The organism is Parablastomonas sp. CN1-191, assembly GCF_049354825.1.
GTDB lineage: Bacteria > Pseudomonadota > Alphaproteobacteria > Sphingomonadales > Sphingomonadaceae > Novosphingobium.
On record NZ_CP186480.1, the window covers coordinates 129871 to 153045 of the forward strand.

Genomic DNA, 23175 nt, shown 5'->3' on the forward strand with positions numbered 1-23175 from the left:
GGGAAATCACGCCAGGTTGCCCGGTCCGAACGCGCGCGGCAGCAGGTCCGACAGGCGGGTCTCGACCACCTCGTCCTCGCCCGCGCACCAGATCACCGGATCGGTCCCGCCGATGTCGGCCAATTCGTTGAGCACCTGGCGGCAGCGGCCGCACGGCGTCACGACCGGTCCGCCGCGCCCGTCGGGACCGCCGACCACGGCAACGGCTTCCAGGCCTCCGCGGCGTCCTTCGTTCATGGCCTTGGCCACGGCGCTGGTTTCGGCACAAAGCGCAAGCCCGTAACTGGCGTTCTCGACATTGGCGCCGCTCACCACGCTGCCGTCGGCGAAACCCAGCGCCGCGCCGACGTGGAAGCGCGAATAAGGCGCATAGGCGCCGCGCGCGGCATCGCGCGCGGCTGCAACCAGGGTGTCACGATCGTGGGGCATGCCCGTTCCTAGCCCGAGCGCCGGTGCCAAGTCGAGGGCTGTCTGGGCGGTTTCTGCGAGGCGAGATTAACCTATGCAACTCAACGACATGCGGATAGAAAATCGCCGGCTGGCAACGAGTCGCAACGGTGGGGGCAGGGGCAATGAACACGGGCCGGAACAGCGCCGCGCTGCGCGACCTGGGCTTCCTCGCGCGGCTGCTGAACGAAACAGATGACGGCACCGAGCTGGTCGACGCCGACGGAACGCTGCGCTACGTCAACCGGGCCGGCGCCGACGGGATGTATGCGGGGGATGCCGGCGCGGCCGAAGGCAGCGACTGGGTCCAGCTGTGGCCCGCCGGCTCGCGCCTCAAGGCGGGCGAAGCCTTGGACGCCGCACGGGCCGGACGGCCGTTCCGGTTTCGCGGTTGCCGCGAGGATGCGGACGGCAAGCCGAGCTGGTGGGACGTGTCGCTGAGCCCGATGGACTGCGGGGCGGATCCCTGCAGCCTGGCGATCTCGCGCGATGTCACGCGGCTGGTCGCGCAGAACGAGCAGCTCGAGATCGTCGGCGCCGAAATGCGCCACCGGCTGCGCAACGCCTTTACCATCGCGACGTCGCTGACGGTGCTGGCGGCCCGCCAGGCGCCCGAGCACCGCGCCTTTGCCGACCGGCTGATCGACGCGTTCCGCCAGTATGTCGCGGTGCAGGAAATCGTCCTCGATCCGCATGCCGCCAAGTCGTTCGACAAGCTGCTGCCGATGATCATGGGCGCGTTCGGGAGCAACGAGATCTTCGAATACGGCCCGATTCCGGAGATCGACCTGCCCGATGGGTCGGTGCAGGCGCTGGCGCTGGCGTTCGGAGAGCTGTGCACCAATAGCCTCAAGCACGGCAGTCTGCGCGACGGTCGCGCTGTCCGACTCGACGTGTCGGTCGGGTCCGAAATGCTCGAGGTGGTGTGGAGGGAAACCACCCGGTTCGGCCAGCCCCGCGAAGGCGGGCAGGGGTTGGCGCTGATCGACCGGATGGTGACGATATGCGGCGGCTCGGTCGCGCGCGAGGTCACCCCCGATGCAATGGTCACCGCGATCCGCCTGCCGCACGCCGATCCGCGCTACGCCTGAGGCGTCAGCGCTGCACCACAACCCAGCGCAGCGGCGCGTCCTCGGCGTCGCTGGCAAGGTGCGCATTGGCAGTCCACAACATCCACGGGCGTCCGGCGTAGCCCGGCTCGAACCGGTCGCGCACCAGCCACAAGTTGCGGTCGACCCGTGCGGCGATCTGGTAGCGCTTTTCGAACGCAGGGCTGACTTGCAGAATTACCGGCTTGCCGGTGTGGATTTCGACCTGGTTGACGAACGTGGTCAGCTCGCTCTGCACGGCTGCCTCGCTGACCGGCAGTGGGCAGCTGTCGGCCAGTGCGTCGAGCGCGACCGCGGGCGGCAGCATTTTCGCATCGCGCGGCACCGTTGTTACGAAACGCGCCGCCTGCCGGTCTGCCGGCTCGCAGGGATCGTAGAGATGGACCGCGCCCACCTGGAGCCCGGCCGCGCGCGCCGCCTCGAGGTTGCGGCCGAACGAGGGGTCGCTTCCGAATGCGCCGGCGGTGGCGTCCACATAAGCGAACTGTGCTCCGATCGCCTTGAGGGCGACGAAATCGGGCGTCCCGTCGAGCGGGCCGACCTCCACCCCCTGGACCGGATATTGCTTTGCATCGGGCATCCAGCTGCGCAGCGTCCACCACCATGCACCGCCCGCGACGATCCCCAGCAGCACGAGCGTGCCTGCTGCGCGCGTCATCCAGCGGCCCTTGCGCTTGCGCGCCATCACGTGATCCCCGTTTGCCCGATTCAGCCGCGGATATGGAGTACGCAGACCAGCGTGAACAGCCTGCGCGCGGTAGGAAAGTCGGTTTCGACTTTGCCCTCCAGCCGCTCAAGCAGCAGTTCGGCGGCGTGGTTGTGGATGCCGCGGCGGGCCATGTCGATGGTTTCGATCTCGGCCGGCGTCGCCTTGCGGATAGCCTGGTAGTAGCTGTCGCAGATTGCGAAATAGTCGCGGATCGGCCGGCGGAAGCGGCCGAGGCCGAGCACTAGCGTCTCGCACGGGGCGTCGGCTTCGTCGGTGATATCCATCGCCAGGCGCCCGTCCTGGCACGACAGCCGCAGATGATACGGCCCCTGCTGACCGGCGGCGAACGCGCGCAGCGGCTTGAAGCTGTTATCCTCGATCAGGTCGAAGATCGCGATCCGCCGCTCCTGCTCGATGTCGGCATTGCGCCACAGGATGGTCGCCTCGTCGAGCGTGATCCGGCTGATGCGGGGGTCGGCCATGGGGGGCAGCGTTTCGCAGATGCAGCAGGCGCGGGCAAGTTGGTAACGGCGGGCCGGTCCGTCCCCGCTATCCACAGGTCAAGCCGGATGAACCGCCGCGCCGCTCACTTGCACTCGGCAGCGTCCGCGCGCATTCCCGCGTCATGGCCGACATAGCGCTCATCGATCGTCCCGCCGAAATTCCGGTGCGGATGCTGCCCAACAACGTCGAGGCTGAGGCCGCCTTCCTGGGCGCGGTCCTGATCGACAACCGCGTGATCGAGGAACTGAGCACGCCGCTGCGCCCCGACCATTTTTTCGAACCCGTCCACGGACGCATTTACGAACGGGTCCAGCAACTGCTCGACCGCAAGGCGGTCGTCACCCCGGTGACGCTGAAGCCGTATTTCGAGGCTGACGAGGCGCTCAAGGACCTGGGCGGCGCGTCCTATCTCGCCCGCCTGACCGCCGATGGGCAGGGGCTGCTGGCCCCGCGCGAGCTGGCCGAGCAGATCTACGACCTGGCGCTGCTGCGCGAGCTGGTCAGCGTCGGCCGCAACCTGGTCGACAGCGCGCTCGACACCTCCGAAAGCGTCGACCCGATGGAGCAGGTCTCTGCCGCGGAGGCAGCGCTCTACGCGGTTGCCGAAGGCGCCGCGACCGGCACCGATGCGCAGGGTTTCGCCATGGCGACCCGCACCGCGCTGGGTATGATCGAGCAGGCGCTGCTGTCGGGCGGGCACATATCGGGCACCACCACGGGGCTCCACACGGTCAACGAGAAGATCGGCGGCCTGCACGATTCCGATCTTGTGATCCTCGCCGGGCGCCCGGGCATGGGCAAGACCTCGCTTGCGACCAACATCGCCTTCAATGCGGCCGAACGGCTGCGCAGCGACATTGCCGACGGCATCGCCGCGGACAAGAGCGTGGGTGCCGCGGTCGCCTTCTTCAGCCTGGAAATGAGCGCCGACCAGCTGGCCACGCGTATCCTGGCCGAACAGTCCGGGATCAGTTCCGAAGCGCTGCGCATGGGCAAGATCAGCCGTGACGATTTCCAGCAGCTATCCTACGCCAGCCAGCGGCTGGCGGAATTGCCGCTCTACATCGACGATACCCCCGCGCTGTCGATCGCGGCGCTGCGCACGCGTGCACGCCGGCTGAAGCGGCGGCACGACATCGGGCTGGTGGTGGTCGATTACCTTCAGCTTCTGCAAGGCAGCGGCCGCGCCAACGACAACCGCGTCAACGAGATTTCCGAGATCAGCCGCGGGTTGAAAACGCTGGCCAAGGAGCTGTCGGTACCGGTCATCGCGTTGTCGCAGCTCAGCCGCGCGGTCGAACAGCGCGACGACAAGCGGCCGATGCTGTCCGACCTGCGCGAATCGGGTTCGATCGAGCAGGATGCGGACATGGTCTGGTTCGTCTTCCGCGAAGATTATTACGTCGCCGCCAAGGAGCCAAAGCGCCCGGGCGAGGCCGACGATGCCAAGACGCATGAAGTCCACGCCGCCTGGGCCGCCGAGATGGAAAAGGTCTATGGCCTGGCGGAACTGATCGTCGCCAAGCAGCGCCACGGCTCAACCGGGAAAGTGCGCCTTAAATTCGAACCGCGCATCACCCGCTTCAGCGACCTGGCTGAAGACGCCATGGCTGCGCACAGCTACGACTAGCGCGCTCAGCCGACCGGCGCGCCGCTATAAGCCGGGTGCGGCGCCGGCCCGCACCGGGACGAAGCGGCGCAGAGATGCCGCAGCTCGGGCTCAGCGAAGATCAGCGGCCCCAGCCAGCGTACGCCCGCCGGGGTAAGGTGGAAGGTGTCCTGGCTGATGAACTTGCGGTCGGGCGTGAATACCGGGACTTTGCCGCGCGGCCCGCCGCGCTCGAGGACGGCATAGGTGTCCAGGAACAGGCCGGGCGGAAGCATCGCGGCAGCGGCGGCGTCGGACTCGCGCTTGCCGCTCTTGACCGGGACCCGCACAAAATAGCGCGCCGGCGCGGGCATGCGCATGACCGCCGAATTGCTCCAGCCGAAGTCCTTGCTGCCAAGGATCACCACGTGGCCGATGCCGCGGGAGCGAAGCTGGCGCACCCATCCCAGTAGGCAGGCTACCTCGTCCGGGCCGTAGTCGAAGGCGATCACGGCGGTATCGGCGGGCTGCGCCGCAAGCGCGGCGGGCAGGGGCGCCTCGCACGGTGAAATCGGCGCGTAGCGGACCCCGCCTTCGACCATCGCGCCGGTCTCGAGACCCATGTTGATGAAATCGCGGGCGAAGGAATTGCCGATAACCAGCACGTTGCGCCGCCTCAGCGCCGGATCGAGGGCGGCATCCTGAAACCGGAACGGCCCGTCGACATAGGCGGGATAACTGAAGCCGGGCCGCTCCATCTCGGGCCACGGGTGGAGCTGACCCTTGACCATGAAGAGCCCCAGGCCAATCGCCACGCACAGCGCCGACCCGGCTGCGCTGGCGATCAGGACCCTGCGGTCGGAAAAGCGCCGGCGGTCGCGCAGCGGCTGCTCGACGACGCGGTAGCATAGCCAGGCAAGCGCGAAAGTGACCGGGATCAGAGGCAGCATCTGAAGTGGGCCGGGCTTCGCCATCGACAGCGCGCGCGCAAAGGCGAACAGCGGCTGGTGCACCAGATAGGCGCTATAGCTGATCAGCCCCAGCGCCACCGCCGGGCGCCAGGCAAAGACCCGCCCCGCACCGCTGCCCGCCTCGGCAAAGACCAAATAGAGGACCGCCGCGGCGATCGGCAGCGCGGTATGGAACCCCGGGCTGATCTGCGCCGGTCCGAACAGTACCATCGGCGCGATCATGCCGGCTGCGCCCAGCCAGCCCAGCATTGCCGCGCCCCGCGCCGGATCCTGGCGCCCCGGCCGCCAGGTCTGGGCCAGGCCGCCAGCAGCCAGTTCCCATACCCGCGCCGGCAGCAGCAGGTAAGCGGCATTTGCCGAACCGTCGTTGTAGATCGTCTTCAGCCAGCCCCAGGTCCAGGCCTGCGCGGTCAGCAGGCTGGCGAGCGCGAATATGGCGAGGCCCCAGGCCAGACCGCGGCGGCCCCAGCGCCGCATCGCCAGCAGCATCAGCGGCACGCACAGGAGGTAATACTGCTCCTCCACCGCCAGGCTCCAGGTGTGCATCAGCGGTTTCAGGTCGGCGGTGAAGTCCCAATAGCCGCCGGTCATGAACAGCAGCACGTTGTTGGCGACCAGCGCGGTGGCGACCATCGATTCGCCAAAGTTCTCCAGCGCGTCGGGCACCAGCGTGGGAACCGCGATCGCGGCGCTTGCCAGCACTGTCACCAGCAGCGCCGGAACGATGCGGCGGATACGGCGCATGAAGAAGGCGGCCAGGCCGAAGTCGGGCGCCTGCGACTGGCGCACGATGATCCCGGTCATCAGGTAGCCGCTGATGACGAAGAACACGTCGACGCCCAGATAGCCACCATCGATCCAGGGAATGCCGGCGTGATAGAAGATGACGGCCACGACCGCGAGCGCGCGCAGCCCGTCCACTTCGGGCCTGTAGGGTCCGGCCCAGTTACGCGCCCCCGCATCGCTCATCGCGCGCTTACCTAGCGCGGCGTGCGGCGCTGGCAAGCGGCGGGGCAGGAAAGCAGGGGTTTGGGCATTTTTCTTGACTTTCGAGGGTTCGCCGGGCTAGCGCGCAGCCTTTCCGAACATCCTGACACCCGGAGTGCCCGATGGCGCGCGTTACCGTTGAAGATTGCATCGACAAGATCCCGAACCGTTTCGATCTCGTCCTTCTCGCCGCGCAGCGCGCGCGCGAGATTTCCGGCGGCGCGGAGCTGACGATCGAGCGCGATCGCGACAAGAACCCCGTGGTCGCCCTGCGCGAGATCGCGGAAACCACCGTGCGTCCGGACAATCTGAAGGAAACGCTGGTCAACTCGCTGCAGCGCGTCCTGCCCGAGGATGACGACGAGGTCGACGAGGTCGGTTCGCTGAGCCAGTCGGCCGAGGCGCTGCGCATTACTGCCGCGGCACCGGTCCGCTCGACCTCGATCGGCGGCGACTACGAAGGCTGAGCCGCGGTTGATCCGCTGGCTGAAAAAGGGCCGCGCCGGTATCCGGCGCGGCCCTTTTTCTGTCTGTGACCGGCCCAGCCGCTTTGCGCAGCAGGTCCCTTGCGCTTATGACCGGCGGCGATGCAGGGGTGCACGGCGGGGGTGGCGATGACGGGCTCTGAATTGATCGGCGATCTGGCCGAGGGTGTGCTCACGGCGCGCGCGGTCGAGCCCCGCCACGGCGAGCGGTTGGCCGACGGGCACACGCACGAATCGGCCTGTCTCAATTGCAGTACCGGGCTGATCGGCCCGCACTGTTACGCCTGCGGTCAGCACGCGCATATCCACAAGACGCTGGGCGCGTTCTTTCATGACCTTCTCCACGGCGTGTTTCACTTCGAAGGCAAAATCTGGCGCACCGTGCCGATGCTCGCCTGGCACCCGGGCCGCCTGATGCGCGAATACGTCGACGGCCGCCGCGCCAGCTACGTCAGCCCGGTGGCCCTGTTCCTGTTCACCGTATTCCTGATGTTCGCCGTGATCACGCAGATCATGCCGCACCGCAGCTTCAACGTTGAAGGCGGCATCGACATGGCGATGAGCAAGGCGCGTACCGAACTGGCCCAATCCCAGGCCAAGCGTGATCGGCGAGCCGCGGACGGCCAGCCAACGTCCGAGCTCGACGCCCGCATCGCCAAGGACCGCGCCGATCTCGCAACGCTGGAGAAGCTGCGCAAGGACGGCGTCAGCGAAGTGCCGCGCGAACTGGCCGGTCAGACCCTGACCTCCAGCATTCCCGCACTCGATGAACTGCTCCACAAGGCGCAGTCGAACCCGGACCTGCTGATCTACAAGCTTAAGACGAGCGCCTACAAATATTCGTGGCTGCTGGTCCCGCTGTCGGTGCCGTTCGTGTGGCTGCTGTTTCCCTTCAGCCGCCGCTTCGGCATTTACGATCACACCGTTTTCGTCACCTATTCGCTCTGCTTCATGACGCTGCTGGTGGTGGTGCTCAGCCTGTGGGGCTGGGCGGGACTGCCCGGAACCGCGTTCGCCGCAGTCGTGATCCCGCCGCTCCATATCTACCGCGAACTGAAGGAAGGCTACCAGCTCGGCCGCGTCGGCGCGCTGTGGCGGACCGGCGCGCTCAGCGTGATTTGCACGCTCGCCTTGACCCTGTTCGCGCTCGCGATCGCGGGGCTGGGTTTGTCGGGCTGATGCCGCAGCGCACAATCGGCGCTTTCGCTAAACCGCGCGGCGGGTTACGCACGCGGCCATGAAACTCTCCGTCGTCACCAATGCCTTCAACCAGGCGGCTTTCCTGCGCGAGGCAGTGGAAAGCGTGCTGGCGCAGGAAGGCTTCGAGCTCGAATACATCCTTGTCGATCCCGGTTCGAAAGACGGCACGGCCGACGTCATCGCGGCGCTTGAGGCGGAATACCCGGGCCGCTTTACAGTCCTGCGCGAACCCGACGACGGGCCCGCGGACGGGCTGAACCGCGGTTTTGCCCGCGCCACCGGTGACTGGTTCTATTACCTCAACGGCGACGACTACCTGCTGCCCGGCGCCTTTGCCGAGGCGGCGCGCGCGATCGCCCGCCACCCCGACGCCGGCGCGATCACAGCGGACTGCCTGATTGTCGATGGCGAGGGGCGGCCGACGCGCGTGTTCCGTTCGCGCGAGCAAAGCCCGCGCGCCAACGCGCGCGAAGTCGCCTACGCCGCCCAGCAATCGACCTTCTACCGCGCCGCGGCCTATCGCCGGATCGGCGGCTTCAATGCCGCCAACAAGTCGTCATGGGACGGGGAAATCCTGCTCGACCTGATGCTGGCCGGGTTCGAGGTGGTGACGGTGCGCGGGATCTGGTCGGCGTTCCGCATCTACTCGACCTCGATCACCGGCTCGGGCCGGCTCGAACAGCTTTACAAGGCCGACATGGCCCGCAATTTCGAGCGGGTCTTTGCACGCCCGCCGCGCAAGTCGGACCAGGCGATCACCCGCCTGCAGCGCGCCCTATACCGCGTGCGCCATCCGCTGCTGACGGTGGAACGGCTTCTCGACACGGTCCGGCCGCGCCGCCACGCACACCTGGCGCGGCCGGCCCGGCCCTGAACGCCGGAGCCGAACGTCAGGTCTTCTCAGGCGCTTTGCGGCGCCGTGCCGCCGAAACGCTTGCCCGCCTTGGGGATGGCCGAACCGCGCACCGCTGCAGGGCGCGGGATTGCCGGCTCATCCGGCCGGTCGATCGAGCCGCCGCCGAGCAGCGCCTTGATCTCTTCGCCCGTCAGAGTCTCGTACTCGAGCAGTGCCTGGGCGAGGAGGTGGAGCTTCTCCTCCTCGGTCTTGAGGATGTCGGTGGCACGCGCGTGCGCGCCGTCGACCAGGCCGCGGATCTCGCTGTCAATCAGCTTGTTGGTCTCGTCCGAGGCAAACAGCCGCGCGGTGCCGCCCATCCCTAGGTAGCCTTCCTGCTGGTCCTCGTACTGCAAGGGGCCAAGCTTGTCCGACATGCCCCACTTGGTGACCATGTTGCGCGCCAGGCCGGTGGCGTACTGGATGTCCGAGCTGGCGCCCGAGGACACCTTGTCGTGCCCGAAGATGATTTCTTCGGCGACCCGGCCGCCCATGGCAACGCTCAGGTTCGCGTGCATCTTGTCGCGGTGGTAGGAATAGCTGTCCCGCTCGGGCAGGCGCATGACCATCCCCAGCGCGCCGCCGCGCGGGATGATCGTGGCCTTGTGGATCGGGTCCGAGGCCGGCTCGTGGACCGAGACGATGGCATGACCGGCCTCGTGGTAGGCGGTCATCTTCTTCTCGTCGTCGGTCATCACCATCGAGCGGCGCTCGGCCCCCATCATGACCTTGTCCTTGGCGTCCTCGAACTCCTGCATGGCGACCAGGCGCTTGTTTCGCCGCGCCGCCAGCAGTGCCGCCTCGTTGACCAGGTTGGCGAGGTCCGCGCCCGAAAAACCGGGTGTGCCGCGCGCGATCGTGCGCGGGTTTACGTCGGGCGCCAGCGGCACCTTCTTCATGTGGACGGCCAGGATCTTCTCGCGTCCCTCGATGTCGGGCACGGGGACGACGACCTGGCGGTCGAAGCGGCCGGGGCGAAGCAGCGCGGGATCCAGCACGTCGGGGCGGTTGGTGGCCGCGATGATGATGATGCCTTCGTTGGCCTCGAACCCGTCCATCTCGACCAGCAGCTGGTTGAGGGTCTGCTCGCGCTCGTCGTTCGAATTGCCCAGGCCGTGGCCGCGATGGCGGCCGACGGCGTCGATCTCGTCGATGAAGACGATGCACGGCGCGTTCTTCTTGGCCTGTTCGAACATGTCGCGCACGCGGCTGGCGCCCACGCCGACGAACATCTCGACGAAGTCCGAGCCCGAAATGGTGAAGAACGGTACGCCCGCCTCACCGGCGATGGCGCGAGCCAGCAGGGTCTTGCCGGTACCCGGGCTGCCAACCAGCAGCGCGCCCTTGGGAATCTGCCCTCCCAGCTTGGCGAAGCGGTTGGGATCCTTCAGGAACTCGACGATCTCCTCAAGCTCCTCGCGCGCCTCGTCGATGCCGGCGACGTCCGCGAAAGTGACCCGGCCCTGCTTTTCGGTCAGCATCTTGGCCTTCGACTTGCCGAAGCCCATCGCGCCCGATCCGCCGCCCTTCTGCATCTGCCGCATCGCCAGCCAGGCCACGCCCATGATGAGGAGGAACGGCAGCGAGTTGAGCAGGATGTACATCAGCATGTTGGGCTGCTCGGCCGCCTTGCCCGAATACTTGACCCCGGCCTGCTGCAGCAGCGGCGCCAGGGTGGCGTCGTTGGGGATCGGCACGGTGCTGAAGGTCTCGCCGCTCTTGAGCTTGCCGACGATCCGGTCCTCGCCGACCTGGACCGATTCGACGGACCCGTCGGCAACGCGGCCGCGGAAGTCGGAATAGCCCATCTGCGCGGTGCCCATGTCGGCGCGGGCGCCGAACAGCGACACCACCAGCAACAGCGCCATGAACACCCCGCCCCATACGAGCAGGCTCTTGAGCCAGGGATTACCGGTCGGCTGGTCGTCGTTCATCGCGGAAGGGATCCTTTCGTAGCGCCAATGTAGGCGGCGGCGGGTGAATAACAAGCGAACGAAAGGCGCGGCCTTGCACGTGCGGCGCGCCGGCGGCACAGTCCGCCGCGATGGGGGACGCAGGCAGTAATCAGGGCGTGATCGCCGTGCGGTTCGCCGGCTGGCGCAGCGGTCCGGCGCGGCTCGCGATCGCGGTGCTGCTGGCGCTGCTGATCGCCGCCGCGCTGGTGCCCCTGCGCGCCGGTCCGCAGAAGCAGCGCGTCACCGGCGTGGCCGAAATGGTCCGCGGCGAAAAGGTCATCCGCCAGCGCGACGACGACCTGGCACTGTACGACCGGGTGATCACGCGGATCGGGCGGGGCGAGAACTACTACGCCGCCGCCGCGGCCGAGCACCGTGCCGCGCATTATCCGCTGCGTCCCGGCGTTGCGGTGCGGCTGCCGACGCTGGCGTGGTTTGACATGGCTGCCGGCTCGGCCGGCCAGGTCGGTGCGGCGGTGCTGCTGCTGGCCGCCAACCTGATCGCATGGTGGCGGCGCTTGAGCGCGGAGGGCCTGCGCGGGCCGGCCAGGCTGGCGGCGATGGCGTTCCTGTTCGCCGGGCTGTCGCTAGGGCTGACGCGCTACTTCTTCGTCCTGCACGAATTGTGGGCCGGGATGCTGCTGTCGCTGGCATTCGCGCTGCACCGTCCGGGACGCTGGGTGCCCGCGCTGGCTGTCGCCGCGCTGGCGCTGGCGATCCGTGAGCACAGCCTCCCCTTCGTGCTGCTGATGGCGGCCATGGCCGGCTGGCGGCGCGACTGGCGCGAAGCGGCGGCATGGGCCGCGCTGGCCGCGGTGTTTTTCGCCGCGCTGTCCGTTCACCTTCACTTCGTAGCCCAGCAGGTCCGCCCGGGCGATCCGATGGGGCCGTCGTGGCTGGCGCTGCGCGGGCTGGGGGGCTGGCTCGGTAACGTTGTCCTGTCCTCGAACCTGCGGCTGTTGCCGCACTGGCTGGCCGGACCCATGCTGGTCCTGGCCGTGTTCGGCTGGTGCGCATGGGACAGCGCCGCGGGGCGCTTCGGGGCGCTGATGCAACTGGGTTACGGAGCTGCTTTCATGGCGGCGGGGCGGGGCGACAATTACTACTGGGGCTTCATGGTCAGCCCTACGGTCCTGGCCGGACTGGCCTTCGCCCCCGCCGGCATCACGGCCCTCGCCACCGCGGCGCGGCACACAAGCGGGCCGCGTTAAGCCAAAATTGACGTAAAAGGCGCACGCTCGTCGGCGAGCCAAGCCTGTTGCGCATGGGGGGACGGCGTTGCACAAGCGGGTGGCCATGAAGGGGCCGCGCATACTCTTGATCGTCGGTGGCGGCATTGCCGCCTACAAGGCGTGCGAACTCGTCCGCCTGATCCGCAAGGCGGGCGGCGACGTCACCTGCGTGCTGACCAAGGGCGGGGCGCAGTTCGTCACCCCGATGACGCTGGCGGCGTTGAGTGAAAATCCCGTCCACACCACCCTGTGGGATCTCACCGACGAAGTAGAGATGGGGCATATCCAGCTGTCCCGCGCCGCCGACCTGGTGGTGGTCTGCCCCGCCAGCGCAGACCTGATGGCCAAGATGGCGCAAGGCATTGCCGACGACCTGGCCACCACGCTGTTGCTCGCCACCGACAAGCCGGTGCTGGCCGTGCCGGCGATGAACGTCAGGATGTGGGAACACGCCGCCACCCAGGCCAACGTCACGACCTTGATAGACCGCGGGGTGATGGTGCTCGATCCCGACGAGGGGCCGATGGCCTGCGGCGAATACGGCGCCGGCCGCCTGCCAGAGCCGCCGGCGGTGTTCAACGCGATCGCGCAAATCCTCTCCCTCGACGTGCCCTTGCTGGAAGGCGGCGCGCAGTGGGATTTCGGCGGCAGCATTATCGAGCACGACGATGGCGAGGTCGACCATCCCGCGATCACGGGCGACTTCATCGCACGCTCCACCGTGCGACACGAAGAGCCGCCCTACGATGAATTCGACGATGCGCTCGCGCTCGCCGCGCCCGAGGAGGAGATCGTCTTCGCCCCGGATATCGGCGGGCCGTTGCTGGCGACAAAGGGCAAAGGCCGCGCCGCACCGCCGACCGATCCCGACGCGATCAATCACGTCGTCGCCCAGAACGGACCGCCCGAACCTTTCAATGCTGCGCCCGCGCTGCCAGAGCCGGACGGCACCGGGCCGCTGGCGGGCCGCCATGTCCTCGTGACCGCCGGCCCCACGCATGAGCCGATCGACCCGGTGCGCTACATCGCCAATCGCTCCAGCGGCAAGCAGGGCTTCGCCATCGCGGCGGCAGCGGCGCGCGCCGGCGCCAAGGTCACGCTGGTCGCCGGACCCGTGCAGCTCTCAACTCCGCCGGGGGTCAAGCGCATCGATGTCGAGACCGCGCGCCAGATGGCCGACGCGGTGAAGAAGGCGCTCCCCGCCGACGTTGCCATCATGGTTGCCGCCGTGGCCGACTGGCGGACGACCGAGCAGTTCGACCACAAGGTCAAGAAGCGCGGCACCGCCCCGCCGGCGCTGCGCCTGACCGAGAATCCCGATATCCTTGCCACCGTTGCCGGCTCGACCAAGAAGCCCGGCCTGCTGGTCGGTTTCGCGGCTGAAACCGAAGACGTGGTGGCCCACGCACGCGAAAAGCGCACGCGCAAGGGTGCCGACTGGATCGTCGCCAATGACGTGTCGGGCGACGTGATGGGCGGCGCATCCAACGCGGTCCACATCGTCACCGCCGACGGGGTCGAGAGCCTGCCCGAAATGCCCAAGGACGAGGTTGCCGCCGCGCTGATCGAAAGGATCGCGGATGCACTCGCCCGCTGAAGTTCCGGTGATGGTCAAGCGGCTGCCGCATTTCGAAGGTCTCGAACTTCCCGCCTACGCCACCGACGGCGCCGCCGGGATGGACGTGCTCGCAGCCGAGGACGTGATCCTGCCCCCGCTCGGCCGCCACGCGGTCGCGACCGGTCTGGCGGTGGCGATCCCGCCCGGCTACGAAATCCAGGTCCGCCCGCGCTCGGGCCTCGCGCTCAAGCACGGCATCACCGTGCCCAACACCCCCGGTACGATCGATTCCGATTATCGCGGCGAACTGAAGGTCATCCTCATCAACCACGGCGAGGCGCCCTTCGAAGTCCGCCGCGGCGACCGCATCGCGCAGCTCGTGCTGGCCCCGGTGACCCGCGCGGCCTGGCTCAAGGTCGAGGAACTGGACGAGACGCTGCGCGGCGAGGGCGGCTTCGGCTCGACCGGCGGCGTCATCGCGTTCGACGAACAGGTGCCGTCCACGTCCGCTTCCTGAACCGGCAGGACGATGATCCACGCGCGAATGGGCGCCCTTCGACGCTCTGCTTGGCCTGAGGGCAAAAGAAAAAGGCGGGCCCTTGCGGACCCGCCCCTTCGTTTTCGGATGCGTGACGATCAGCGCGTCTTTTCGGGCGCCACCGAGATGCGCACCGTTTCGCCGTTGTGGCCGGGGAAATCGGTGAACATCGCCTGGACCAGGTTCGGGACCAGGTACTGCAGGCGGTTCGACAGCGAGGCGGCCTCCGCCTTGCCCTCGAACAGGCGCTGGCCGTCGGCGCGGCGGTCGATCTTGAGGTCGATGCCGCTGGTATAGACGGTGTAGCTGTCATAGCCGTTGTCGAAGAACGGATCGTACCAGCCATAACCCCAGCCGCGGCCGAAACCGCCGCGTCCGAACCCGCCGTAACCGATCGGGCGGCCCCAGTACGAGCGGCGGAAGCCGTAGCCGCCGTAGCCGTACCACGGCGAGTAGAACGGATCGGTAATCCCGCTGGAGCGAACGCGCTCACGCCCCTTGTCGACGCCGTAGTCGAACTTGACCAGCAGCGTCGCGTTATCGGGCGAGGAGGCGGGGGTGTAGCCCAGGCGCGCCATCTGTGCAGACACCAGGCTGGCGTACTGCGAGAATTCCAGCCCGCCGGCCAGCTTGGGATCTTCCGCGACGACCGCGAAGGTCTGGCCCTGCGGCGCCGGCAGCTGCGTCGCGAAGCGCGACACGTTGGCGTTGAAGCTTTGCGTGCAGGCCGCGAGGCTGGCGACCAGCAACGGCACGGCGGCCAGCTTGACGAAGCCCCGCACCCGGTTTTTGAAAGCGCTCATGTCGAAAGTCTCCGAATCAGGCACAGCCTCGTTGACCCCCCGTTATGGGCGCGAGTCTGTTAACATGGGTAGCCCGATACGTCACCACGGCTTAATCGCGGTTGAACGGCAAACCCCCGAAAGGGCAGGATTTTTTCAGCCCCTGACGAAGCCGAGCGCGGTGTAGGTTGCCTCCAGCGTCGGTCGCGCCAGCGCCCGGGCGCGCCGCGCACCTTCGGCCAGGATGGCATCGAGTGCGGCGCGGTCCTGCCGAAGCTCGGCAAACCGGGCATTGATCGGCGCCAGTCGCTCCACCAGCAGCTCGCCCAGCGCGGGCTTGAAATGGCCGAAACCCTGGCCGCCAAACTGCGCCAGGACATCCGCGACGCCGGTACCCGCCAGCGCCGCGTAAACGCCCACAAGGTTGGCGGCCTCGGCGCGGCCCTCCAGGCCCGCCGCCTCGGACGGCAAGGGTTCCGGATCGGTCTTCGCCTTCCGGACCTTCTGCATGATCGTGTCGGCATCATCGGTCAGGTTGATGCGGCTCATGTCGCTTGGGTCCGATTTGCTCATCTTGGCGGACCCGTCGCGCAGGCTCATGATGCGGGCTGCCTCGGGCGGTATGATCGGCGCCGGCAGCGTGAAGATCGGCGCGTCTTCGGCGCCGAAGTCGTTATTGAACTTCTGCGCGATGTCGCGTGCCAGCTCCAGGTGCTGCTTCTGATCGTCGCCCACGGGAACGTGCGTGGCCTGGTACAGCAGAACGTCAGCGGCCTGCAGGACCGGATAGGTGAACAGGGCGACCGAAGCGCCTTCCCGGTTCTTGCCGGCCTTGTCCTTCCACTGCGTCATCCGGCTCAGCCAGCCCATCCGGGCGGTGCCGCTCAGCAGCCACTGCATTTCGGCATGTTCAACCACTTGTGCCTGGTTGAAAAGGATCGATTGCGCCGGATCGATGCCGCAAGCGACCAGCGCCGCGACCATCTCGCGCGTGTTGGCGGCAAGGTCGGCCGGGACGTGCGGCATCGAGATGGCGTGAAGATCGGCGAGGAAAAACAGGCATTCGCCGCCATTGGCCGCCGCTTCGTCCTGCATCCGCACCCAGTTGCGGATCGCGCCCAGGTAGTTGCCGAGGTGAAGATTGCCGGTCGGCTGGATGCCGGAAACGATGCGCATGGAGTTCCGTTCGTGGTTCAGGCCGCTTTACGCCGCCGCAGAAGGTTGATGTCGTCGCGGGTGAAGGCGCCCAGCGCCAGTGTCGCCAGCCCATAGACGAGCGCCCCGGCGCCGACCAGCACTGCCATCGCCGCGCCGCGCATCCACCACGATCCGTGGAGGTAGGGCGTCAGCAGCCCCTGCATCGCCCACAGCACGGCGCCCATCACCAGCGCGGCGGCAAAGAGGCGCGGCGCCCGGCGGCGCAGCCGTGCGTCGGGCGCGAAATGGCCGCGCCGGGTCAGAGTGGCGTAAAGTAGCGCGACGTTGACGGTAGACGCGATCGCGGTTGCCAGCGGCGGGCCCATGTGCGCCAGTGGCCGGATCAGCGCGAGGTTCAGCACCAGGTTGACCGCCATCGATGCCATCGCGAAGCGCACCGGCGTCTTGGTATCGTGGCGCGCGTAGAAGCCGGGGGTCAGGACCTTGACCAGGATGTAGCTCGGCAGCCCGATCGAGAACGCGGCCAGCGCCTGCGCGGTGTAGTGCGTGTCCAGCGCGGTGAACTTGCCATACCCGAACAGCGCCGCGGCAATCGGCTCGCCGCACAGCACCAGCGCTACGGTGGCCGGCAGCGATAGTAGCAGCGCCAGTTCCAGCCCGCGGTTCTGCGTATCCAGTGCCGCCCGCTCGTCGCCGCTGCCCAGTTGCCGCGAGATCGTCGGGAGCAGGACCGTCCCAAGGCCGATTCCGATCAGGCCGAGCGGCAGTTGGTTCAGCCGGTCCGCCATGTAGATGTAGGTCACGCTGCCATGCGCCAGCAGGCTGGCGGCCAGTGCGGTCGAAATGACGAGATTGATCTGCACCGCCCCCGCGCCGGCCGCGGCCGGCCAGATCAGGCTGAGCAGGTGCTTCATCTCGGGCGACAGGCGCGGACGGCGCAGCTTCAGCGAAACGCCGGCCTTGCGGCATGCCCACCAAAGCCACAGCAACTGCAGCGCCCCGGCCAGGCTGACCCCGATCGACTGGTTGCGCGCGGTAATCAACGGATCACTGTCATGAAATACGAGAAGCGCCGCGATCAGTGTCAGGTTGAGCAGGATCGGCGCCGCGGCATTGACCCAGAAGCGGTGCAGCGAATTAAGGATGCCGCCCAGCAGCGAGACCAGGCTGATGAACAGCAGGTAAGGAATCTGGATGCGGCTCAGTTCGACCGCAAAGGCGAACTGGTCGCGGCTGATGCCGTTGAACTTGCCCGACAGCGCCAGCGTGACCGGCCAGGCGAACACTTCCAGCAGCACGGTCATCGCCAGCAGGACCGGCAGCAGTACCGCCAGCGCCTGCTCGGCAAAGGCCAGCCCGTCGGGCAGCCCCTCGCCGTCGGGATCGGCGACGCGCTTGTTGAACAGCGGAATGAACGCGCTGGCGAACGCGCCCTCGGCGAACAGGGCGCGGAACATGTTGGGCAGCCGGAATGCGACCAGGAACGCGTCCGAGGCGAAGCTCGCGCCGATGAAACGCGCAAACAGCGAATCGCGCACCAGCCCTAGGACACGGCTGGCCAGAGTCAGCCCGCCGATCGTCCCGGTCGCCTTGAGGAGGTTCACGGCCCGACTACCCGCCGCGCTCGGCGCGGGCGGTCAGGCGTTGCCGACCGGCGTGCCGACGTCGCCTTCGCCCTTGGCATCGCGCGCCTGCAACTGCTGCAGGTAGATGCCCTGGAAGTCGATCGGCTCGAGCATGAGCGGCGGAAAGCCCGCATCGCGCACGGCGTCGGCGATGACGCGGCGAGCGAACGGGAACAGGATGCGCGGCGCTTCGGCATACGTAAAGGCGTGGGCCTGCGCCTCTTCGACGTTGCGCATGCCGACCAGGCCGCAATAAGCCAGGTCGATCAGGAAAGCGGTACCTTGCGGCGCTTTCGACGACAGCGAGATCTTGAGCTCGATCTCGGAAATCTCGTCGCTGATGGCGCGCGCGCCGATGTTGAACTGCACGTCGATCTGGGGGGCGTCCTGCCACTGGAAGCATTCCGGGGCGTTGGGGTTCTCGACCGACAGGTCCTTGACGTACTGCGTCAGGATGGTGGCGCTCGGCTCGTTGTCGGCGCCATTGGGGGCGCTGTCGAGATCGATCGGGGTAAGAACGTCGTCAGCCATGGTCTTGTCTTTCGGTCTGAAAAGGCGAGAATTGGCGGCGCGCCTAGCACCCGTCCGGCCATGCGGCAACCGCGCCGCGGCCTGCCCCAACGGCGCCCCGCAAAAAATGCAGCCTTCGGCCGGTAAAAGCGTTGTTCATTTGTCTTGCCCTCTTATCTGGAGGATAAGCCAGATCGCCGCCCGCACAGAAAGCCCGAAGAAAGCACCTTGACCGCCGTGGAAATCGTCATTCTCGCCATGATCGCCGCCTTTCTGGGCCTGCGACTGTACTCGGTGCTGGGCCGCCGTGCCGAACATGAGGAAGAACCCGTACCGGGCCGCATCGAGCCGAAGTCACTTCCCCTCCCGGCGCGCACCGCGGTGCGCCCGGCTGCCGAGGTGCGGCCTATGCTCCCCGGCGTGACACCCGCGATCGAGCGCGGCCTGCGCGAGATTGCCGCCGCCGATCGCCGATTCGACCTGACCGCCTTCGTCGACGGTGCCAAGGGCGCCTACCGCATGATCCTTGAAGCGTTCTGGAAGGGCGACAAGGACGAGTTGACGCAGATGTGCGATGCCGATGTGGTGGCCGGGTTCGGCGCCGCCATCGACGCTCGCGTGGCCGCCGGCGAAACGTTGGAAAACCGACTGGTTCGGATCGAGGACGTGACCGTCGCTGCGGCATCGCTGGAGGGCGACACGGCCCGCATCGCTGTTTCGTTCGTGTCTGACATCGCCGCCGTGACCCGCAACGCCGAGGGGCAGGTTATCGCCGGCTCGCTCGACGACGCGGTCGAGGTTCGCGATCTCTGGACCTTCAGCCGCAACGTCCGTTCGGCCGACCCTGACTGGCTGCTCGACGAGACCGACGAGGCCTGACCGGATGACCGGGGGGAGGGCATCGCTGCGGCTCGCGGCGCTTGCGGCGATGGCGCTGCTGGCCGCTTGCGGACGCGTGATACCGCCCGGATCGGCGCCGCCGCCCACGCCTGTTCCGACCCAGCCCCCCGTTCAGGCTCCGCCGCCCCCTGCCACTGCGGCGCAAGTCGGCGTTGCACGCGGGATTCTGCCCGCGGTGAGCGAAGCCGATGCTGCCGCGGCGTTGGCCTCGTTTCGCGAATCGTGCCCGGCCCTGCTGCGGCGCAGCGATATCTCAGGCCTGACGCGGGGGACCGACTGGCAGCAGCCTTGCGCCGAGGCGACGACCTGGCCCGCCGGACAAGCGGCGCAGTTCTTCGCCACGCGCCTCGAACCCGTGCGCGTCGGCGCCGGAACCGCATTTGCGACCGGATATTACGAGCCGGAGATTGCCGGCGTGCGGGTGCGCCAGCCGGGCTTTGACGTGCCCGTCTATCGCCTTCCGCCCGACCTGGTGCGCGGCTGGCCCGACGACATGCCCGTGGCGGAGCGGACCGGCCGCCCGCCGCTTGGCCGCTATGACCCCAGCGGCAAGTTCGTGCCCTATTACGAACGCGCCGAGATCGAGGACGGTGCTCTGGCGGGCCAGGGCCTTGAGCTTGCCTGGGCGGCCGACCCGGCCGAGTTCTTCTTTCTGCAGGTTCAGGGATCCGGTCGTTTGGTGGCGCCCGACGGCACCGTCATGCGGATCGGCTATGCGGGGCAGAACGGACGCGAGTATGCCGGCATCGGCGGGATCATGCGCGACCGGGGCCTGATCGGCACCGGGCCGGGGCAATACGCCGGCTCGATGCAGGGCATCCTCCAGTACATCCGCGAGCATCCGGCCGAAGGCGACGCGCTGATGCGCCAGAACAAGAGCTGGATTTTCTTCAAGGAACTGACCGGGGACGGACCGCTCGGCGCGCTGGGCGTGCCGGTCCGCGGCGGCAGCAGCGTGGCGGCCGATCCGGCCTATACGCCGCTGGGCACGCCAGTGTTCCTGACCATGGACCGGCCCGAGGCCAGCGGCCTGTGGATTGCACAGGACACTGGCGGCGCGATCAAGGGCGCCAATCGTTTCGACACGTTCTGGGGCGCCGGCGCGCAGGCTCGCCAGACCGCCGGCGGGATGAGCGCGCGGGGTACCGCGGTGCTGCTGCTGCCACTGGGAACGCTTGCCCGCCTGACCGGACAATGACGCGCGGCCCGCGCGGGCTGAGCGGCGAGGAGGCCGCGCTGTGGGCGCAGGTGGCCCGCACTGTAACCCCGATCGAGCGGCGCCCCGCCGTCCCCAAGCCGGTCGGGTCGGTTTCCGCACCGCCGCCATCGATGCCAAGGCAGGCCAAGGGGCGCATCCCGGCGCCGCTGGCACCCCCGCCAAAACCGGTGGCAACGCCGACGCTGTCCCAGCCGAGCGGCCTCGATTCCGCGTGGGAGCGCAAGCTTGCGCACGCGCGGGTCGAACCCGATTTTACGCTTGACCTGCATGGGCTCGGGCTGGCGGCCGCGCATGCGCGGCTCGAACATGGGCTGGCGCTGGCGCTTTCGCAGCAGGCGCGCCTGGTCTTGGTGATCGCCGGACGCCCGCGTCCGGTCGATGCCGCCGATCGCGGCGATGCGCGCGGCGCGATCCGCGCCAAGATGCTGGATTGGCTCGCGGCGGGATCCCATTCCGGCAGGATCGCCGCGGTTCGCCCGGCCCATCGCCGTCATGGCGGGGCGGGTGCGCTTTATGTGGTGCTGCGCAGGGTGCGCGCCTAGCTGCTCGTGAAGGTCAGCCGCATTGCCCGCGGTGGAGCAGCTTGTGATCCGCCAGCACCAGCGCAACCATGGCTTCCACTACCGGAACGCCGCGAATGCCGACGCAAGGATCGTGGCGGCCCTTCGTGCGAATGTCGGTCGCGGCACCGTCGCGGCCGATCGTCTCGACCGGCGTCAGGATCGAAGAGGTCGGCTTGAAGGCCACCCGCAGGCGCAGCGGCTGGCCGGTCGAGATGCCGCCGGCGATCCCGCCGGCATGGTTGGCGAGGAATTGCGGGCCATCGGCGCCAGGCCGCATCGGGTCGGCGTTGCCTTCTCCGGTCAGCCGGGCGGCGGCGAAGCCGTCACCGATTTCCACGCCCTTGACCGCGTTGATGCCCATGCACCCGGCGGCCAGGTCGGCATCAAGCTTGGCATAGATCGGCGCGCCCCAGCCGGCCGGAACGCCGGTGGCGGCACATTCGACCACCGCGCCGAGCGACGAACCGGCCAGGCGTGCGTCGTCGACCAGATTCGCCCAGCGCGCGGCCGCATCGGCATCGGGGCAAAAGAACGGATTGCGCCCGATTTCGTCGCTGTCGAAGTTGGCGGGATCGACGGTGTCGCCGCCGATTTCCGCCACCCAGGCGGTGATCGCAATTTCGGGAATGATCAGCCGCGCCACCGCGCCGGCGGCGACACGGGCGGCGGTTTCGCGCGCGCTGCTGCGCCCGCCGCCGCGATAGTCACGAAAGCCGTACTTGGCGTCGTAGGCGTAGTCCGCATGGCCCGGCCGGTATGCCTTGGCGACGTCGGAATAGTCCTTCGAGCGCTGGTCGACGTTTTCGATCGTCAGCGCGATCGGCGTGCCGGTGGTACGGCCTTCGAACACGCCCGACAGGATGCGAACGGCGTCAGGTTCCTGGCGCTGGGTCGTGTATTTGGACTGGCCGGGACGCCTTGCGTCGAGGAACGGCTGGATGTTGCCCTCGGACAGCTCAAGCCCAGGCGGGCAGCCGTCGAGTACCGCGCCCAGGGCCGGTCCGTGGCTCTCACCCCAAGTCGTCATCCGCAACAGGCGGCCGAAGCTGTTCATCGACATGGGATGGCCGAATTGCGCGAATTGCCGGCAATGTCCAGCGCGGGCAGGGTCAGCCTGGCCTGGCCGCTTGCAGTTCCGGTCCAGGTTCGGACGCGCGTCTTGAAGGTATCAGCACGCGCGCAAGCCAGTCGACCGCGGGCTTTTCGACCAGGAGCCGGAAGACCAGCCCCGTGGAAACGCCTGCCGCCACCAGCAAGACGAAGGCCAGGACCGGGGGCAATCGCGTGATCAGGCCTGCGGCGCTTAATGCCTTGGCGGTGACCGAGAGTGCCAGATAATGGATCAGGTATACGGAGTACGAAGCGTCGCCCAGGACGGTGAGCGGGCGCGGTACGCGCAGGTCGCGGCTGCGCTCGAGCTCGACCAGGCCGAGAATGGCGAGCGCGCTGCCGATCCCGTAAACGATGGTCAGCAAACGGCCCGGACCGCCGACAACGTCGGCCATACCGGCGGCGGCGAAAATGCCGATGCCGCCAAGGGCGACAACCGCCGGCGCCGGGACTGAGCGATGCTGCAACGTCCACGCACAGGCCATGCCCATCGGGAACAGGAGGTTGAACGTCGCCAGGTAAAACGAGCCCGGAAAGGTATCGGCGCCGACGACCGACCACACCGCGCACCCGGCGAACCACAGTCCCAGCACCGCCAGCCCCAGCCGGCGATTCGCCAGCAAGGCGGCGAACAACAGGTAGAACAGCAGCTCGTGGCGAAGCGTCCACGCCACCTTGAGGTGGGGGGACTCCGCAGTCGGGACCAGCAGCGCAGACTGCAGCAAGGCCATCGGTGCCCGGCTTGCGCCGGCATCGGCAGCCGGCGAGGCGAACAGCGTCGCGATCACGAGCGCCAGCGCCGCCCAATAGGCTGGATAGATGCGGACCAGACGCTTCAGCGCAAACCGGGGCAGGGCGCTGGGCTTCCCGACTTCGCCAAGGTGGATATGCGTGATGATGAAGCCGGACAGGACGAAGAAAAATTCGACCCCCGCGTGCCCCATCCGGAATCCGGGCCAGGCCTCGTGACCCCAGTACTTGGCGGCAGTGAAGATGACGTTGGCGTGGAACAGGACGACCAGCAGCGCCGCGATGCCGCGACCGGCCTGGAGAACGTCGAGCTTCGGGCGCTGCCTGGTCACATCTTCGCCGATACACGGGCGCGTTGCCGGGGTCCACTTGGCGGCGCG

Annotated in this window: 22 protein-coding genes; 11 read left to right on the top strand and 11 right to left on the bottom strand. The window is 68.0% G+C overall.

Going from position 1 to position 23175, the window contains the following annotated elements:
• Nucleotides 1-6 precede the first annotated feature (6 nt).
• Nucleotides 7-429, bottom strand: a complete 423-nt coding sequence (locus tag ACOYW6_RS00675) for a cytidine deaminase (RefSeq protein ID WP_423141916.1) — start codon at nt 427-429, stop codon at nt 7-9.
• A gap of 143 nt (nt 430-572) precedes the next feature.
• Here ACOYW6_RS00675 and ACOYW6_RS00680 point away from each other — a divergent pair, with 143 nt between their 5' ends.
• Nucleotides 573-1538 carry a PAS domain-containing protein gene (locus tag ACOYW6_RS00680; protein WP_423141917.1) on the top strand — a complete coding sequence of 322 codons (966 nt, stop codon included), beginning with the start codon at nt 573-575 and terminating at the stop codon, nt 1536-1538.
• Nucleotides 1539-1542: 4 nt separating this feature from the next.
• On the opposite strand, the gene ACOYW6_RS00685 is transcribed toward ACOYW6_RS00680, so the two are convergent.
• On the bottom strand, nt 1543-2241 hold the full coding sequence (locus ACOYW6_RS00685) for a glycoside hydrolase family 25 protein (RefSeq protein WP_423141918.1): 699 nt from the start codon (nt 2239-2241) through the stop codon (nt 1543-1545).
• 23 nt (nt 2242-2264) lie between these two features.
• Nucleotides 2265-2747 carry a UPF0262 family protein gene (locus ACOYW6_RS00690; protein WP_423141919.1) on the bottom strand — a complete coding sequence of 161 codons (483 nt, stop codon included), beginning with the start codon at nt 2745-2747 and terminating at the stop codon, nt 2265-2267.
• A gap of 143 nt (nt 2748-2890) precedes the next feature.
• Between ACOYW6_RS00690 and ACOYW6_RS00695 the strand changes: the two genes are divergently transcribed.
• The gene (locus tag ACOYW6_RS00695) at nt 2891-4399 is read left to right on the top strand and encodes a replicative DNA helicase (protein ID WP_423141920.1); all 1509 of its coding nucleotides are present in this window, start codon (nt 2891-2893) and stop codon (nt 4397-4399) included.
• Between the two features lie 5 nt (nt 4400-4404).
• Here the strand turns inward: ACOYW6_RS00695 and ACOYW6_RS00700 are convergent, their stop codons facing one another.
• Nucleotides 4405-6297: an acyltransferase family protein gene (locus tag ACOYW6_RS00700; protein WP_423141921.1), complete on the bottom strand. Its 1893-nt coding sequence runs from the start codon at nt 6295-6297 to the stop codon at nt 4405-4407.
• A gap of 140 nt (nt 6298-6437) precedes the next feature.
• Between ACOYW6_RS00700 and rpoZ the strand changes: the two genes are divergently transcribed.
• The 3 genes from rpoZ (at nt 6438) to ACOYW6_RS00715 (ending at nt 8874) form a co-directional block, all read left to right on the top strand.
• Nucleotides 6438-6782 carry a DNA-directed RNA polymerase subunit omega gene (rpoZ, locus tag ACOYW6_RS00705; RefSeq protein WP_423141922.1) on the top strand — a complete coding sequence of 115 codons (345 nt, stop codon included), beginning with the start codon at nt 6438-6440 and terminating at the stop codon, nt 6780-6782.
• 147 nt (nt 6783-6929) lie between these two features.
• Nucleotides 6930-7979, top strand: a complete 1050-nt coding sequence (locus ACOYW6_RS00710) for a DUF3667 domain-containing protein (RefSeq protein WP_423141923.1) — start codon at nt 6930-6932, stop codon at nt 7977-7979.
• A 58-nt stretch (nt 7980-8037) separates the two neighbouring features.
• Nucleotides 8038-8874 (top strand): glycosyltransferase, encoded by an 837-nt coding sequence (locus ACOYW6_RS00715; RefSeq protein WP_423141924.1) that lies wholly within the window; start codon nt 8038-8040, stop codon nt 8872-8874.
• A 26-nt stretch (nt 8875-8900) separates the two neighbouring features.
• On the opposite strand, the gene ftsH is transcribed toward ACOYW6_RS00715, so the two are convergent.
• A complete protein-coding gene (gene ftsH, locus ACOYW6_RS00720; protein WP_423141925.1) occupies nt 8901-10829 on the bottom strand; it encodes an ATP-dependent zinc metalloprotease FtsH in 1929 nt (642 codons plus the stop codon).
• A gap of 110 nt (nt 10830-10939) precedes the next feature.
• Here ftsH and ACOYW6_RS00725 point away from each other — a divergent pair, with 110 nt between their 5' ends.
• The 3 genes from ACOYW6_RS00725 to dut all read left to right on the top strand — a co-directional run bounded on the left by ACOYW6_RS00725 (nt 10940) and on the right by dut (nt 14157).
• Nucleotides 10940-12061, top strand: a complete 1122-nt coding sequence (locus tag ACOYW6_RS00725) for a hypothetical protein (RefSeq protein WP_423141926.1) — start codon at nt 10940-10942, stop codon at nt 12059-12061.
• Nucleotides 12062-12146: 85 nt separating this feature from the next.
• Nucleotides 12147-13679 carry a bifunctional phosphopantothenoylcysteine decarboxylase/phosphopantothenate synthase gene (locus ACOYW6_RS00730; RefSeq protein WP_423141927.1) on the top strand — a complete coding sequence of 511 codons (1533 nt, stop codon included), beginning with the start codon at nt 12147-12149 and terminating at the stop codon, nt 13677-13679.
• Nucleotides 13663-14157, top strand: a complete 495-nt coding sequence (dut, locus tag ACOYW6_RS00735; RefSeq protein ID WP_423141928.1) for a dUTP diphosphatase — start codon at nt 13663-13665, stop codon at nt 14155-14157. Before ACOYW6_RS00730 ends, dut begins: the two co-directional genes overlap by 17 nt.
• Nucleotides 14158-14276: 119 nt before the next feature.
• Here the strand turns inward: dut and ACOYW6_RS00740 are convergent, their stop codons facing one another.
• From ACOYW6_RS00740 to secB, 4 genes are all read right to left on the bottom strand, one after another.
• Complete coding sequence (locus ACOYW6_RS00740; RefSeq protein ID WP_423141929.1) at nt 14277-14981, bottom strand: DUF4136 domain-containing protein; 705 nt, start codon at nt 14979-14981, stop codon at nt 14277-14279.
• Between the two features lie 135 nt (nt 14982-15116).
• Nucleotides 15117-16136 (bottom strand): tryptophan--tRNA ligase, encoded by a 1020-nt coding sequence (gene trpS, locus ACOYW6_RS00745; protein ID WP_423141930.1) that lies wholly within the window; start codon nt 16134-16136, stop codon nt 15117-15119.
• 17 nt (nt 16137-16153) lie between these two features.
• Nucleotides 16154-17722, bottom strand: a complete 1569-nt coding sequence (murJ, locus tag ACOYW6_RS00750) for a murein biosynthesis integral membrane protein MurJ (RefSeq protein WP_423141931.1) — start codon at nt 17720-17722, stop codon at nt 16154-16156.
• A gap of 33 nt (nt 17723-17755) precedes the next feature.
• Nucleotides 17756-18274, bottom strand: a complete 519-nt coding sequence (gene secB, locus ACOYW6_RS00755) for a protein-export chaperone SecB (RefSeq protein WP_423141932.1) — start codon at nt 18272-18274, stop codon at nt 17756-17758.
• Nucleotides 18275-18511: 237 nt separating this feature from the next.
• Here secB and ACOYW6_RS00760 point away from each other — a divergent pair, with 237 nt between their 5' ends.
• From ACOYW6_RS00760 to ACOYW6_RS00770, 3 genes are read left to right on the top strand one after another with little or no spacing between them, the layout of a single operon-like run.
• Nucleotides 18512-19132, top strand: coding sequence for a Tim44/TimA family putative adaptor protein (locus ACOYW6_RS00760; RefSeq protein ID WP_423143139.1), 621 nt, complete (start codon nt 18512-18514; stop codon nt 19130-19132).
• A 4-nt stretch (nt 19133-19136) separates the two neighbouring features.
• On the top strand, nt 19137-20351 hold the full coding sequence (locus tag ACOYW6_RS00765; protein ID WP_423141933.1) for a murein transglycosylase A: 1215 nt from the start codon (nt 19137-19139) through the stop codon (nt 20349-20351).
• Nucleotides 20348-20914 (top strand): Smr/MutS family protein, encoded by a 567-nt coding sequence (locus tag ACOYW6_RS00770; RefSeq protein WP_423141934.1) that lies wholly within the window; start codon nt 20348-20350, stop codon nt 20912-20914. The genes ACOYW6_RS00765 and ACOYW6_RS00770 overlap by 4 nt, the downstream gene beginning before the upstream one ends.
• 13 nt (nt 20915-20927) lie before the next feature.
• On the opposite strand, the gene aroC is transcribed toward ACOYW6_RS00770, so the two are convergent.
• Nucleotides 20928-21995: a chorismate synthase gene (gene aroC, locus ACOYW6_RS00775; protein WP_423141935.1), complete on the bottom strand. Its 1068-nt coding sequence runs from the start codon at nt 21993-21995 to the stop codon at nt 20928-20930.
• Nucleotides 21996-22044: 49 nt separating this feature from the next.
• Nucleotides 22045-23127, bottom strand: a complete 1083-nt coding sequence (locus ACOYW6_RS00780) for an acyltransferase family protein (RefSeq protein ID WP_423141936.1) — start codon at nt 23125-23127, stop codon at nt 22045-22047.
• Nucleotides 23128-23175 lie beyond the last annotated feature (48 nt).